This is a genomic window from Sphingomonas sp. Marseille-Q8236, from assembly GCF_965112005.1.
On sequence record NZ_CBCOPO010000001.1, the window covers coordinates 1,368,090 to 1,381,260 of the forward strand.

General features: G+C 69.9%; 15 protein-coding genes and 1 pseudogene. All 16 read left to right on the top strand.

Features of this window, described 5'->3' with window-relative positions:
- Window positions 1-71 precede the first annotated feature (71 nt).
- The 16 genes and pseudogenes from ACWPWT_RS06575 to ACWPWT_RS06650 all read left to right on the top strand — a co-directional run bounded on the left by ACWPWT_RS06575 (window position 72) and on the right by ACWPWT_RS06650 (window position 12,823).
- The gene (locus ACWPWT_RS06575; protein WP_454279032.1) at window positions 72-1,190 is read left to right on the top strand and encodes a phage portal protein; all 1,119 of its coding nucleotides are present in this window, start codon (window positions 72-74) and stop codon (window positions 1,188-1,190) included.
- Window positions 1,187-1,492 carry a DUF6127 family protein gene (locus ACWPWT_RS06580; RefSeq protein WP_312489446.1) on the top strand — a complete coding sequence of 102 codons (306 nt, stop codon included), beginning with the start codon at window positions 1,187-1,189 and terminating at the stop codon, window positions 1,490-1,492. The genes ACWPWT_RS06575 and ACWPWT_RS06580 overlap by 4 nt, the downstream gene beginning before the upstream one ends.
- Window positions 1,489-1,869 carry an HK97 family phage prohead protease gene (locus ACWPWT_RS06585; RefSeq protein WP_454279033.1) on the top strand — a complete coding sequence of 127 codons (381 nt, stop codon included), beginning with the start codon at window positions 1,489-1,491 and terminating at the stop codon, window positions 1,867-1,869. The genes ACWPWT_RS06580 and ACWPWT_RS06585 overlap by 4 nt, the downstream gene beginning before the upstream one ends.
- 1 nt (window position 1,870) lies before the next feature.
- On the top strand, window positions 1,871-2,866 hold the full coding sequence (locus ACWPWT_RS06590; protein ID WP_454279034.1) for a phage major capsid protein: 996 nt from the start codon (window positions 1,871-1,873) through the stop codon (window positions 2,864-2,866).
- Window positions 2,867-3,127: 261 nt separating this feature from the next.
- The gene (locus tag ACWPWT_RS06595) at window positions 3,128-3,574 is read left to right on the top strand and encodes a hypothetical protein (protein WP_454279035.1); all 447 of its coding nucleotides are present in this window, start codon (window positions 3,128-3,130) and stop codon (window positions 3,572-3,574) included.
- The gene (gp17, locus tag ACWPWT_RS06600) at window positions 3,571-3,960 is read left to right on the top strand and encodes a tail completion protein gp17 (RefSeq protein WP_454279036.1); all 390 of its coding nucleotides are present in this window, start codon (window positions 3,571-3,573) and stop codon (window positions 3,958-3,960) included. Before ACWPWT_RS06595 ends, gp17 begins: the two co-directional genes overlap by 4 nt.
- A gap of 12 nt (window positions 3,961-3,972) precedes the next feature.
- A complete protein-coding gene (locus ACWPWT_RS06605; RefSeq protein ID WP_261268706.1) occupies window positions 3,973-4,380 on the top strand; it encodes a phage major tail protein, TP901-1 family in 408 nt (135 codons plus the stop codon).
- A pseudogene (locus ACWPWT_RS06610) lies at window positions 4,377-4,685 on the top strand (gene transfer agent family protein); the annotation flags it as partial. The gene ACWPWT_RS06605 and the pseudogene ACWPWT_RS06610, both read left to right, overlap by 4 nt.
- A 36-nt stretch (window positions 4,686-4,721) precedes the next feature.
- Window positions 4,722-4,886 (top strand): phage tail assembly chaperone, encoded by a 165-nt coding sequence (locus ACWPWT_RS06615; RefSeq protein ID WP_454279893.1) that lies wholly within the window; start codon window positions 4,722-4,724, stop codon window positions 4,884-4,886.
- Window positions 4,879-5,418 (top strand): tail tape measure protein, encoded by a 540-nt coding sequence (locus ACWPWT_RS06620; protein ID WP_261268709.1) that lies wholly within the window; start codon window positions 4,879-4,881, stop codon window positions 5,416-5,418. Before ACWPWT_RS06615 ends, ACWPWT_RS06620 begins: the two co-directional genes overlap by 8 nt.
- Before the next feature lie 85 nt (window positions 5,419-5,503).
- A complete protein-coding gene (locus ACWPWT_RS06625) occupies window positions 5,504-7,774 on the top strand; it encodes a DUF2460 domain-containing protein (RefSeq protein ID WP_454279037.1) in 2,271 nt (756 codons plus the stop codon).
- Window positions 7,771-8,577 carry a DUF2163 domain-containing protein gene (locus tag ACWPWT_RS06630; RefSeq protein WP_454279039.1) on the top strand — a complete coding sequence of 269 codons (807 nt, stop codon included), beginning with the start codon at window positions 7,771-7,773 and terminating at the stop codon, window positions 8,575-8,577. Before ACWPWT_RS06625 ends, ACWPWT_RS06630 begins: the two co-directional genes overlap by 4 nt.
- The gene (locus ACWPWT_RS06635; protein WP_454279040.1) at window positions 8,574-8,942 is read left to right on the top strand and encodes a peptidoglycan endopeptidase; all 369 of its coding nucleotides are present in this window, start codon (window positions 8,574-8,576) and stop codon (window positions 8,940-8,942) included. The genes ACWPWT_RS06630 and ACWPWT_RS06635 overlap by 4 nt, the downstream gene beginning before the upstream one ends.
- On the top strand, window positions 8,942-11,071 hold the full coding sequence (locus tag ACWPWT_RS06640; protein ID WP_454279041.1) for a phage tail protein: 2,130 nt from the start codon (window positions 8,942-8,944) through the stop codon (window positions 11,069-11,071). Before ACWPWT_RS06635 ends, ACWPWT_RS06640 begins: the two co-directional genes overlap by 1 nt.
- 1 nt (window position 11,072) lies before the next feature.
- Complete coding sequence (locus ACWPWT_RS06645) at window positions 11,073-11,576, top strand: DUF2793 domain-containing protein (RefSeq protein WP_454279043.1); 504 nt, start codon at window positions 11,073-11,075, stop codon at window positions 11,574-11,576.
- Window positions 11,577-11,692: 116 nt separating this feature from the next.
- Window positions 11,693-12,823 carry an OmpA family protein gene (locus tag ACWPWT_RS06650; protein WP_261268715.1) on the top strand — a complete coding sequence of 377 codons (1,131 nt, stop codon included), beginning with the start codon at window positions 11,693-11,695 and terminating at the stop codon, window positions 12,821-12,823.
- The last annotated feature ends 348 nt before the right edge of the window (window positions 12,824-13,171 follow it).

Here is a 13,171-nt window from a genome sequence, read left to right on the forward strand (position 1 = left end):
GAAGTCCCCCTCCGTCAGCGCTGTGCGCTGCCACCTCCCCGTGCCGGGGAGGAGCCAAAGGAGATTCGACGATGAGGATGTTCGGTTGCAAGACCGGGCGGGGGGCCGCGCGTCCTTTGCTCGGGCTGGGCTTGGCCCGGTCGGGGGTGCCGCTGACGGGGGCGGCGCCATCCTATGAAACGCAGGTACGCGAAGGCTATCTGCGCAATCCGGTGGCGCAGCGCGCGGTGCGGATGGTCGCGGGCGGGCTGGCCGATGCGCCGCTGACCGCCTCGCATCCCGAACTGGTCGGCTTGGTCGCGGCGCGCAGCGAGGGGCAGGCGCTGCTGGAGACGGTGGCGACCCATATGCTGCTGCACGGCAATGCCTATGTGCAAGTGCTGCGCGACGTCGAGGGGGAGGTCGCCGAGCTGTTCGCACTGCGCCCCGAGCGGGTGACGATGGAGCTGGACGCGAGCGGCTGGCCCGCCGCCTATCTCTACCGTGCCGGGGGGCGGGTGACGACGCTGCCGGTCGATCCGGTCCGTCCGTCCGTGGTGCATCTGAAAAGCTGCCACCCGCTCGACGATCATTATGGGCTGGGCTGCCTGGGCGCGGCGGCGGGGGCGATCGCGATCCACAATGCGGCGGCGGCGTGGAATCGCGCGTTGCTCGACAATGCAGCGCGGCCGTCGGGGGCACTGGTCTATGATCCGGGCGACGGGTCGACCCTGACCCCCGACCAGTTCGAGCGGCTGCGCGCCGAAATGGAGGGCTTTGCGGGCAGCGGCAATGCGGGGCGGCCGCTGCTGCTCGAAGGCGGGCTGAAATGGCAGGCGATGAGCCTGACCCCGGCGGAGCTGGACTTCATCGCCGCCAAGTCGTCGGCGGCGCGCGAGATCGCTTTGGCCTTCGGGGTGCCGCCGATGCTGCTCGGGCTGCCCGGCGACAACACCTATACCAATTACCGCGAGGCGAACCGTGCGCTGTGGCGCCAGGCGATCCTGCCGCTGGCGGGGGCGATCCTGAGCGGGTTGTCGCAGGGGCTAGCGGGCTGGTTCGAGGGGGCGAGCCTGTCGGTCGATGTGAATCGCGTCACCGCGCTGGCCGAGGAGCGCCAGATGCTGTGGCAAATGGCGGCGAGCGCGGACTTCCTCGATCCGGTGGAAAAGCGCGCCATGGTAGGTCTGTCCGGGGTCGGCCTGTCATGAGCGGCGATGTTCTGGCGCGGCTGCTGGCGCAGGCGGCGGATAGCGGGGCGGACCTGGTGACTCTGCGCGCGGTCGCCGAGGAAGCGGGCGAACTGGGCGCGACGCGGGCGCTGACCCGGTTGGGTCTTTCGGACGCCGACGCGGCGGAGGATGTCGCCGAATTGCGCGAACTGCTGTCGGCGTGGCGGGAGGCCAAGTCGTCGGTGTGGAAAAGCGCGGTCGGTTGGCTGACCCGGCTGCTGGGCGCGCTGCTGCTGGCGGGGATCGCGATGCGGTTGGGGATGGAGGACTGGCTGAAATGAGCCTGACCTTCACCGGCTATGCCGCGATCTGGGACCGGATGGACAGAGCGGGCGACGTGATGCGGCGGGGCGCCTTTGCGGGCGCGGAGCCTGTGCCGCTGCTCTGGCAGCATCGGGGGGAGCCGATGGGGCGCATCGCCGCGCTGGCGGAGGACGATATCGGCCTGTCGGTCGACGGGGTGGTCGACGACCCGGCACTGGCGGCGCTGGTCCGCTCGGGGGCGGTGGCGGGGCTGTCGGTCGGATACCGGCCGCGCGTCGTCCATCAGGGGGCCGCCCGCGCGATCCTGTCGGCCGAGCTGCTCGAAATCAGCCTGGTGACGGTGCCGATGCAGCCGCTCGCCCGCGTGAATCACATTTTGACCAAGGGGGATTGATATGGACGTGATCGAACGACCCGTGCTGGATGGTGCGCGCAAGAGCGGCGGTGCCTTTGACGGCTATGTGCGCAGCGGTACCACCGTCGAGCTGAAGGCCTTTACCGGCACCACCGGTGACAGCGGCGGCTTTGCCGTCCCGCGTGAGATCGATGCGGCGATCGCCTCGGTGTTGAAGAGCATCTCGCCGATCCGCGGCATCGCCAACGTCGTGAGCGTGGGGTCGGCGGGCTATCGCAAGCTGGTGACGACCGGCGGCACGCCTTCGGGCTGGGCGAGCGAGACGGCGGCGCGGCCCGAGACGGCGACGCCCAGCTTCGTCGAACTCGCGCCGCCGATGGGCGAGCTTTACGCCAACCCCTCGGCCAGCCAGGCGATGCTAGACGATGCGGCCTTCGATGTGGAGGGCTGGCTCGCGGGGGAGATCGCGACCGAATTCGCGCGGGCCGAGGGGCAGGCGTTCGTCACCGGATCGGGCGTCAACCGGCCCAAGGGCTTTCTGACCAACCTGAGCTCGGCCGCCAGGGACGGCGCGCGCCCCTTCGGCACGTTGCAATATCTGGCGACCGGCGCATCGGCCTCGTTCGGGCCCGCCCCCGACGAACGGCTGATCGAGCTGGTCCAGAGCTTGCGCGCGCCATACCGCCAGGGGGCGTGTTTCGTGATGAACGCCGCCACTTCGGCGCGCATCCGCAAGCTGAAGACGACCGATGGCCAGTTCCTCTGGGCACCGGGGCTGGCGGCGGGGCAGCCCGCGACGTTGCTCGGCTATCCGGTGGTCGAGGCGGAGGATATGCCCGACGTCACGGCCGACGCCTGCGCCATCGCGTTCGGCAATTTCCAGGCGGGCTATCTCATCACCGAACGCGCCGAGACCGCGATCCTGCGTGATCCCTACAGCAACAAGCCGTTCGTCACCTTCTACGCCACGCGGCGGGTCGGCGGCTGCGTCAGCGACTCGGAGGCGATCAAGCTGATGAAATTCTCGGCGAACTAAGCCTCCGAAAAATCGGGGCAGCCGGCAGGAGGCTGCCCCGTAGTTCAGGGAGGATGCCGGACACGGCCGGGGGGGGGGCCGGGGCGGCATGGCCGGGGCCCCAGGGGGGGGCGGGCGGCGGGGGGGGGGGGGGGAGGAGGGGGGGGGGGACCGGCCCGGGCGTGTCGGACATGTCGCAACTTGTATCGGTGAAGGAGAATTCATGATGAGCGGGACGATGGAGCCCATGCCCGCCGCGACCGTCATGGCGGCGGCGGCGCGGTGCGCGCCCTGTTGCGACTGGAGGAGGGCAATGAGGCCCCCCTGGTCGAGCGCGTCGCGGGCGTCGCGCTGGGGCTGGCCGAATCCTTCTGCGGACAGATGCTGATCCAGCGCCTGGGCGAGGAACGACTGCCGGGGGCGGCGGACTGGCAGGCGCTGGGCGCCACTCCGATCGCGGCGATCCTGTCGGTCGGCGACGGCCTGGGCGAGATCGACCGCGACGGGCGCGGCTGGGTCCGGTCGAGCGGGCCGGTGACGGTGCGGTATCGCGCCGGGCTTGCCGATGGCTGGGCCAACCTGCCCCCGGAGATCGCGCATGGCGTGGCGATCATGGGCGCGCATCTGTTCGACAATCGCGATGCCGCAGCCGTGCCGCCCGCCGCCGTCGCGGCGCTGTGGCGCCCCTGGCGGCGGATGCGGCTCGATAGCCCGAGGGGTCGGGCATGACCGCGCGCGAGGCGTTGCGGGCCGGGCTGATCGACGTCTTGCGCGCCGCCTTGCGGCCGCTGGCGGTCAGCCTGTTCGACGCCGCGCCGGTGCGGGCGAGCGTGCCGCAGGCGGTGCTGGGCGAGCCGAGCGATGGCGATTGGGGCGCGGCCGGGATCGAGGGGCGCGAACTGCGCGTCACCCTGACCCTCTCCGACGAGGGCGAGCGTCCCCTGCGGCTGCGCGCTGCGATGCAGACGGTCGAGGGGATCGCATTGCCCGAGACGCTGGCGGGCGGATGGCGGGTCGCGGGGCTGAGCGTGATGGCGACGCGAACGGCGAAGAACGGCGTGCGCTGGACCGCGAGCGTCGAGTGGCGCGCCCGGTTGTGGCGGGTGGATCAATAAGGGGGAACGGAGATGGCAATCGAAAAGGGAAGCGCCTTTCTGCTCAAGATCGGCGACGGGGCGGAGCCGCCCGCCTTTGCGACGATGGCGGGGCTGCGCACGACGCAGCTGTCGATCAATGGCGAGACGGTGGTGGTGACCAGCAAGGATTCGGGCGGCTGGCGCGAACTGCTGTCCGGCGCGGGTGTCCGGCATGTCAGTGTCGCGGGGGCGGGCGTGTTCACCGGATCGGCGGCGGAATCGCGGATGCGCGGCCATGCCCTGGCGGGGACGATCGAGACCTATCGGCTGAGCTTCGAAAGCGGCGGTTCGATGACCGGGCGGTTCCTGGTGTCGCGGCTCGATTACAGCGGCGACTTTGGCGGTGAGCGGACCTACACGCTCGCGCTGGAAAGCTCCGGCCCGGTGGTGGCGGCATGAGCGGGGGCGCGAATCCCATGCGGGGCGAGGCTCCGTTGCGGATCGGCGGTGCGGAACTGGTCGTGCGACCGAGTTTCCAGGCGCTGGTCGCGGCGGAGGGCGAACTGGGCCCGCTGTTCGAACTGGTCGAGCGTGCGGGCGAGGGTAAACTTTCCCTGGGCGAGGCGGCGGCGCTGATCTGGCATTGCCTGCGCGAGGTGCCCGAGGGGCTGAATCGCGAGACGCTGGGCGAGGCGCTGGTCGATCTGGGGCTGGCGGCGCTGGCGCCCGTGCTGCGGCAATTGCTGCGCCAGATACTGGGGGGGGTGACGTTCGCCGAGGAGGCGGGGCGGCTGGCGGGAATGGCCGGGGCGGTGCTGGGCTGGCCGCCCGCCCGCTTCTGGCGGGCCCCCCCGGCCGAGCTCCACGGCGTCGCGGCGGCGATGACGGGCGCGGGGCGGGCAGGGGACGCGCCGCCTTCGACCGCCACGCTCGCCCGCTTGCAGGAGATGTATCCGGATGGATGAGCAGGACATCGCACCGCGCATCGACATGCGCGGCTTCGCTGCCGACATGGCGGCGATGCGCGGCGAATTGTCGCGCGGGCTGGGCGATGCCGCCGAGTTGGGCGCGCGAAGCGTCGAGGGCGCGCTGCTTCGTGCGGCACGGACCGGCAAGTTCGGTTTCGAGGAATTGAAGGCGACGGCCCTGTCGGCGCTGGATGCGATCGCGCGGGCCGCCCTGCGGCAGGGCGTAGCGTCGATGGGCGGCGGCGCGGGTCTGCTCGACCTGCTGGGGGGGCTGGTCTCGGGGCTGCCCGGCCGGGCGACCGGCGGGCCGGTGTCGCCCGATCGTCCCTATCTGATCGGCGAGCGGGGGCCGGAGGTCTTCGTACCGACCAGCAGTGGGCGGATTGAGACGCTGCGCGCCGGTGGCGCACCGCGCGACGTTCGGGTGGCGATCACGATCCATGCCGGCGCAGGCGAGGCGAGCGGAGCGCTGCAACGCTCCGGCCGACAGGTTGCGCGGGCCGTACGGGCGGCGCTGGCCGAGGACTGAGGCTGCCCCCTCCCTCCATCGCCGGCGTCGGCCCGGCGGAGGGAGAAGCCCGATAGTGGCGCAGGCCGGATTTGGGAGACGGACGATGCAATGGTGTCTGCAGGAGGAGCGGCGGGACCAGCGGAGCGATATGCTTTCCCGCTTCGATCCCCGATATTGGACGGTCGATTTCCCGCGCCCGATGATGGCCTCGGTGGTGGCGGGCGGGGCGGACTCGCTTCGTGTCGATACGGTCTTCTACCGCGCCGACGATCTGGCGGGGCTGATCTGGGAGTCGGCGGATCGGCACGATCACCCGCTGCTGCGCTATGACACGGTGCGCGACTACCGGGAATGCCAGTTGCGGTTCCGCTGGCGTTCGGGCGGGATCAAGCCGCTCGATGCCGTTCACGGGCCCACATTGACCATCGAGGGTCGCGACGCGCAGGGGCAGGCTCGCGCCTGGTATGTCCGGCTGTGGAATTACGCGGCCGGCACGGCGGACGATGCCGAGATCATCCTCGACTTTGCCGACCTCGATGGCGGATTTCGATCGCCCGAGGATCGCGATCCCGTCTGGGCGGGGGATGTCGACCGGATGTTCGTCTCGCTGGTCGCGCCGGGCTATGACGCGAGCGCGCGGTTGCTGCAGCAGCCACAACAGGGCTGGGTCGAACTGACCGACATGGCGTGCGACGGTCCCGGTGCGGTGATCGGCATCGGCGCGGCGGTATTGCGCGAACATGGCTTTCGGACCGCGAGCGGCTATGACGACAGCTACCACCTGACCCCGCAGCGTTTGCTGCGCAACATGCTGCACCTCGGCTATCGCGGCAGCATCGTCCATTATGTCGGGATGAGCCATTATTTCCGGCTCGAGCGCCATGGCGAGGGACTTTATGCCAGCCTTGTCGGCGGAGCGCTCAATGCGGCGTGCGCGGCTTGGCATCGTGGCTTCGCGGATGAGGCCAGGGAGCTGGGTTACGAGCTGATCTGGTCGCTGTCCTACGAATTGTTCGACGCGCATTGCTGGGGCGATTGGAAACAGCGCTCGGCGGACGGAGCGCCCGCCCTGACCGGCTGGTCGCCGCCCTCGACCCTGCTCAGCCCGGCGCATGGCGGCGCGATGGCCTATCTACAGGCGGTCGCGAGCGCGTTTCTGGCGATCGGCCAAGCGGCGGGGCTCGATCCCAAATTCCAGGTCGGCGAGCCCTGGTGGTGGGTTCGTCCCTCGGACGGCGCGCCTTGCCTTTATGACGCGGCGGCGGTGGCGACATTCGCGCCGGTGGCGATGCCGAGCATCGGCGGTGCGGAGACGCAGGCGCAGCGTGACACGCTCGACCGGGCGGGAGCGTGTCTGGCGGCGTCGACCGCGGCGCTCTGTGCGGCGGCGAAGGCGGCGGCCCCCGGATGCGTCACGCATCTGCTTACCTATCTGCCGACCGTGCTCGATCCGCAGGCCCCCGAGGCCAAACGCGCCAACATGCCGGTCGGCTGGGCGAGCCCGGCCTTCGATGTGCTGCAACTGGAGGATTATGACTGGGTGACGGCGGGCGACACCGCCTCCACCCGCAAGGGCGTCGCGCTGGCCCAGGCGCGGCTCGGCTATCCGCCGGAGCGACAACATTATCTGTCGGGCTTCGTGCTGCGCGCCGACCAGCGGGCGCAATGGGGATGGATCGCCGACGCCGCGCATGTGGCACGAGAGCGGGGCGTGGCCGCGACATATCTCTGGGCGATGCCGCAGGTGATGCGCGACGGCTTCGTCTGTTGGGAGGGGGAGGATGACATGCAGGCTTTCGACGATGTGCTTTTTCCCCTGGCGCTGGGGCGCGAGGCGGAGGTGACGCCTGGCTTCTCCACCGCGATCCTGACCAGCGCGGGCGGGCGCGAGGCACGCAATGCGAGCTGGGCGGAGGCGCGGACAACCTATGACGTCGGCCCCGGCATCCGATCGGCGGACGACATCGCGGCACTGCTGGCGTTTTTCCGGGCGCGGATGGGCCCTGCACGCGGCTTTCGCCTGCGCGATCCCTTCGACAGCGTCGGGATGGACGAGAGCATCGGGACCGGCGACGGTACGACGCGCCGTTTCGCGCTGGTCCGTCATTATGGCGATCAGTCGCGCCGCATCACCCGGCCGGTCGCCGGCAGCGTCTCGGTGACGGTGGCGGGCAGGGCCGTGACGGGCTTCGTGATGGAACCGGGCGGCTGGCTGTTGTTCGATACCGCTCCCGCCATCGGGGACGCGATCAGCGCCGACTTCACCTTCGACGTGCCCGTCCGCTTCGCCGAGGATCGGCTGAGCGCGACGCTGGCCGGGTTCCGGGCAGGCGCGGCCCCTTCGGTCCCACTGGTCGAGGTGCGCGAGGCATGAGCGGCGATACGCTGACCGGGCGCGTCCTGTGCTGGCGGATCGAGCGGCGCGACGGGGTGACGATCGGGCTGACCGGCCATGACCGCGATCTGTGGATCGAGGGGCTTCGCTACCGCGCCGCGCCCGGCCTGACGCCGAGTGCGATCCTGCGCGGCGACGGGTTGGACCCGGATCTGATGGATGCTTCGGGCGCCCTGACCAGTGTGGCGATCGACGAGCGCGATCTGCTGGCGGGACGCTGGGACGGGGCGAGCGTGGCGGCGATCGCGGTCGACTGGACCGGCGAGGAGGTCGCCGTGCCGCTCGGGCAGGGCAGGATCGGGTCGGTCCAACTGGGTGAGGGCGGCTTCACCGCCGAACTGCGCGGGGTGGGTGCGCTGCTCGACCGGCCGGTGGCGGAGGAGACCTCGCCCGATTGCCGCGCGACGCTGGGCGATCGGCGGTGTCGGGTGGCGATGGCGGGGCGGCGGCGTTTCGCGCGGGTGACGGCGTGGGACGGCGCGGTGATGCTGACGCTGGATCGCACCGAGCCGGTCGCCAACGCCTATGGCCAGGGGCGGCTGATCTGGTTCGGTGGGGAGAATGGCGGGCTGGAAAGTCCGATCGTCCGGTCGGATGGCGCCACGCTCCGGCTCTCCGCCCCGCCCGCCTTCGCGGTGGCGGGCCATCCGCTGATCGAACTGGTCGAGGGCTGCGACAAGCGGCTGGAGACATGCCTGGCGCGTTTCGACAATGTCGTGAACTTTCGCGGCGAGCCGTTCCTGCCGGGCATCGACCTGCTCACCCGCTATCCCGGTACATGAGCCGGGTGGAAGCGGCGGCGCGCGCGCTGGTCGGCACGCGGTTCCGGTTGCACGGGCGCGAGCCTGCACATGGCCTCGACTGTGTCGGTCTGGTCGCCGCGGCGACGGGGCGGGTGGCGCCCACCGGCTATGGCTGGCGGAGCGGGGATGAAGCTCGGGTGGTCGGGCTGCTCGACGCGCAATTCGCGCGCGGGGACGATGCGCCGGGCGCGGTGATGCTGCTGCGCGCGGGGCCTGGGCAGCTGCATCTGGCGATCCGGGTGAGCGATGGCATCGTCCATGCCGATGCGGGTCTGGCGCGTGTCGCCTGGCGGCCGGGCGTGCCGCCCTGGCCGGTCCTGGGATATTGGAAGGGGGAGGGATAATGGCGACCTTGGTCTTGGGCACGGTGGGCCGAGCGCTGCTGGGGCCCGTGGGCGGGGCGATCGGCGCGCTGATCGGCAACCGGGTGGATCATGCCGTGCTGGGATCGCCCCGGCGGCAAGGGCCGCGCCTGACCGAATTGTCGGTGCAGACTTCCAGCTATGGTACGCAGATGCCCGCGATCTTCGGCACGATGCGCGTGGCGGGACCCGTGATCTGGGCGACCGATCTGGTCGAAACACGCGGCGTTTCCGGCGGGGGCAAGGGCCGGCCTGGTACGGAAAGCTACAGCTACTCCGCCAATTTCGCGGTCGCTCTGTCGGGGCGCACGATCCGGCGCGTCGGACGCATCTGGGCCGATGGACGCCTGTTGCGCGGGGAAGCGGGCGATTTCAAAATCGCGACCGGCTTTCGCCTCTACACGGGTACCGAGACCCAGCCGGTCGATCCGCTGATCGCCTCGATCGAAGGTGCCCGCGGCTCGGCCTTTCGCGGGATTGCCTATGCGGTGTTCGAGGGGCTGGCGCTGGCCGAGTTCGGCAACCGGATTCCCCAACTCACCTTCGAGGTGGAGGCGGATGCGGCGGCCATATCCTGCGGCATGATCGCGCAAGGTCTTTCGCCGCTAGTGCGTGCGGGCGACGCCGGGCCGATGGTGGCGGGATTTGCGGCCAGCGGGGGCAGCGTGCGCGCCGTGCTGGACATGCTCGCCGATATGAGCGGCGGCCAGTGGGTGGCGGAGGGGGCGGGTGTAAGGCTCGCCGTCCCGGACGCCGCCGCGACCGCGACCGTCATCCGGGACGAGGCGATGGGTGCGCAGGGGCCGGGGCGGCGCGGCCAGCGCGACGTGGCGGCGGAGGCGGTGATCCCCGCCAGCGTGACCGTCGCCTATTACGATCCGGCGCGCGATTATCAGATCGGGATGCAGCGCGCGCGCCGGTCCGGCGGGGTGCGGGACGAGCGGCTGGACCTGGCCGCCGCGCTCGGCGCCGGCACCGCCAGAACGCTGGCGGAAGATCGACTGGCGCGCCGACAGGCCGAGCGGGTGCGACGTATCGTCATGTTGGGTCCGGAGGGCCTGGCCGTCGCCCCCGGCGGGATCGTCGCCATCGCGGGCGAGGCGGGGCGGTGGCGCGTGGTCGAGGCGGCGTGGGAAGCGATGGCGGTACGCCTGACCTGCGTGCCGGTCGGCCATGCCGGGCCGGTCCTGTCGGCGTCACCGGGGCGGATCGCGCGTCCGGCGGACCTGAGCGTCGGGGCGACCCGGCTGCTCGTCTTCGAGACGCCGCCGCTGACCGATGACCTGCTGTCGGCTCCGCGTTTGACCATCGTCGCGGCGGGCGGGCCGGGATGGCGGGGGGCGAACCTCGCCTATAGCCTGGACGACGGGGCTAGCTGGACCGCGATCGGCACCGACGCGCTGCCCGGTGTGATCGGGAGCGTGACGGCGGTGACGTCCGGTAGCGGGGGCGGGACGCTGATCGACCGGCGCGGGGCCTTGGTGGTGACCGTGGCCGAAGACTTGGCCGACGCCGATGCGGCGGCGATCGAGGCGGGACGCAACCTGGCCTGGGTCGGCGGCGAGCTGCTCCAGTTCGCGCGTGCCGAGCCCTTGGGCGACCGGCGCTGGCGGCTGAGCGAGCTGCGCCGCGGGCTGCGTGGAACGGAGGATCGGATCGGGCAGGCCGTGCCCGGAACACCCTTCGCCCTGATCGCGTCGGAGGCGGTGCGGACCCTCGACCTGCCGATGACGGCGCTCGGTTCCCGCGTCCGCTTCCTGGCGCATGGCGTGGCCGATGGAAGCGAGGGGGTGCAGGCCGTGGCGGATGTTGCCGGTCGTTCGATCCTGCCCCCCGCGCCGGTCGGTTTGCGAAGCCGACGGGATGCGGAGGGCCGCGTCACCCTGGGCTGGACGCGACGCAGCCGGATCGGCTGGCGCTGGCTCGACCGGGTCGACGCGCCGCTGGGCGAGGAAGCCGAGCGTTACCGCGTCGTCGTCGGCGAGCGCGAGGCGATCGTCACCGCCCCCGGCTGGACTGGCACGGCCAGCGTGGGCGAGCGGGTGACGATACGGCAATTGGGGACCTGGGGCGCGTCGCCGCCGCTGGTCGGATTCGTGGGAGAGGGATGAGATGAGCGGAGAAACGCCGCGCTGGACGCTGCCGCTATTGGCGGCGGGCCAGGCGCAAAAGGAAATCACCCATAACGAGGCGCTGACCCTGCTCGACATGGTGGTGCAGCCCTGTGTCGAAAGCGTGGGCCTTAATGTTCCGCCCGATACGGTCGAGACGGGACAGGCCTGGGTCGTTGGCGACCAGCCGGTGGCGGCGTGGCAAAATCGCCCCGCCATGCTGGCGGGATGGACCGAGGGCGGCTGGCGATTCCTGTCGCCGCGTCCGGGTCTGTCGGTGTGGAACAGGGCCGAACAATGCCGGTCCGAATGGGATGGCACGGCATGGCGGACCGGACGTGTCCCGGCGCGCGAGGTGATAGTGGCTGGAAAAAAAGTTTTGGGCACGCAACAATCGTCCATCGCCATGCCGGACGGAGGGCAAGTTGTTGATTTAGAAGCGCGTTCTGCCCTGGATGCGGTAATTTTCGCTTTGCGGAGTCATGGTTTGATCGCCTCTGGCTGACAAAAATCCTGTGCTTTTAATGCCACAGTGGCGGGCTTTTGTTGGCTTGCGTGGAAACCAACGCTCCGATAGTGGGTTTGCGCTGTCCGTAGTGACAACCAAGAAAGGGGACTATGATGCGGAAGCTTGCCATTGTTCTGGCACTTGCCTCCACCGCTCTGGCTTCGCCTGCCCTCGCCCGCGACAAGTCGTGGTACGTCGGCATCGAAGGCGGCGGGATGATCGTCGAAGACATCGATTATGATGTCACCGGCGCTTCGCGTACTGGCGTTGCCAGCGTCGACCATGACTATGGTTATGACGTCGACGGCGTGATGGGTTACGACTTCGGTGGTTTCCGTCTGGAAACCGAAGTCGGCTATCGTCGCGCGACGGTTGACGGCTACAGCTCGACGACGCTGACCAACACCGGCATCGGTGCTGGCACCGTTCCGGCTGGCAGCTACAGCTATGCCGGCGGCTCGACTTCGGCGCTCAGCTTCATGCTGAACGGCTTGCTCGACTTTGGTGCCGACGACGGCATCCAGGGCTTCGTCGGCGGCGGTGTCGGCGTTGCTCGCGTCAAGGCGAACTACGCGCTCAACAACCGTGCCGACTTCCTGAACGACTCGGACACCGTGTTCGCTTGGCAGGCTCTGGCGGGCATCCGTGCTCCGCTGACCGACCACATCGACGCGACGCTGAAGTATCGCTTCTTCAACGCCGAGAACGTCAAGCTGGTCGACGTTGCCAACAACACGCACGACGGTCGTTTCCGTTCGCACTCGATCTTGGGTGGCGTGGCGTACAACTTCGGCGAACCGGCAGCTCCGCCGCCTCCGCCGCCGCCCCCGCCGCCCCCGCCTCCTCCTCCCCCGCCGCCCCCGCCGCCGGCCCCCGAGGCCGTGCCTTGCTCGCCGGGTCCGTTCATCGTGTTCTTCGAATGGGACAAGTCGGACGTCACTCCGGAAGCAGCGTCGATCCTCGACAACGCGATCACGCAGTACCAGAGCTGCGGCAATGCGCGCGTGATGGTTGCGGGTTACACCGACACCTCGGGTACGCCGCGTTACAACATGGGTCTGTCGCAGCGTCGTGCCGACGCGGTGAAGGCGTACATGACGTCGCGTTCGATCCCGGACGGCACGATCACCACCGAAGCGTTCGGCGAGCAGCGCGACAAGCTGCGCGTTCAGACCGCGGACGGTGTCCGCGAGGTCCAGAACCGTCGCGTCGAGATCACCTACGGTCCGGGCGCTGGCCAATAAGCCACGCTCAGCCAAGGCTGATTGCGAAAAGAGGGAGGTCGGCGAAAGCCGGCCTCCTTTTTTATGGGGCGAGCGGCTCCCCGTTCCGACAGCGCCATGCGTGAGCCGGCCGGTCGGCCCTTCCGGCGGAGGGGCAAACCTCCGGCTCGTCCCTAATCAATGGCCTCGGCATCCGCCTGTCATCGATTAGCGGAGGCGACCGGATAGGCGTTTCCCCGATTTCGATCCCAAAGGCCTCTCTGATCCGAAAGACCCTTGCGCCTGTCGCGGGAGATTATTTGCGCCTATGACAGCAACAGATTCACACTTTCTTCGTGTCTGACCAATATGGACAGTCGTCGGACGCGA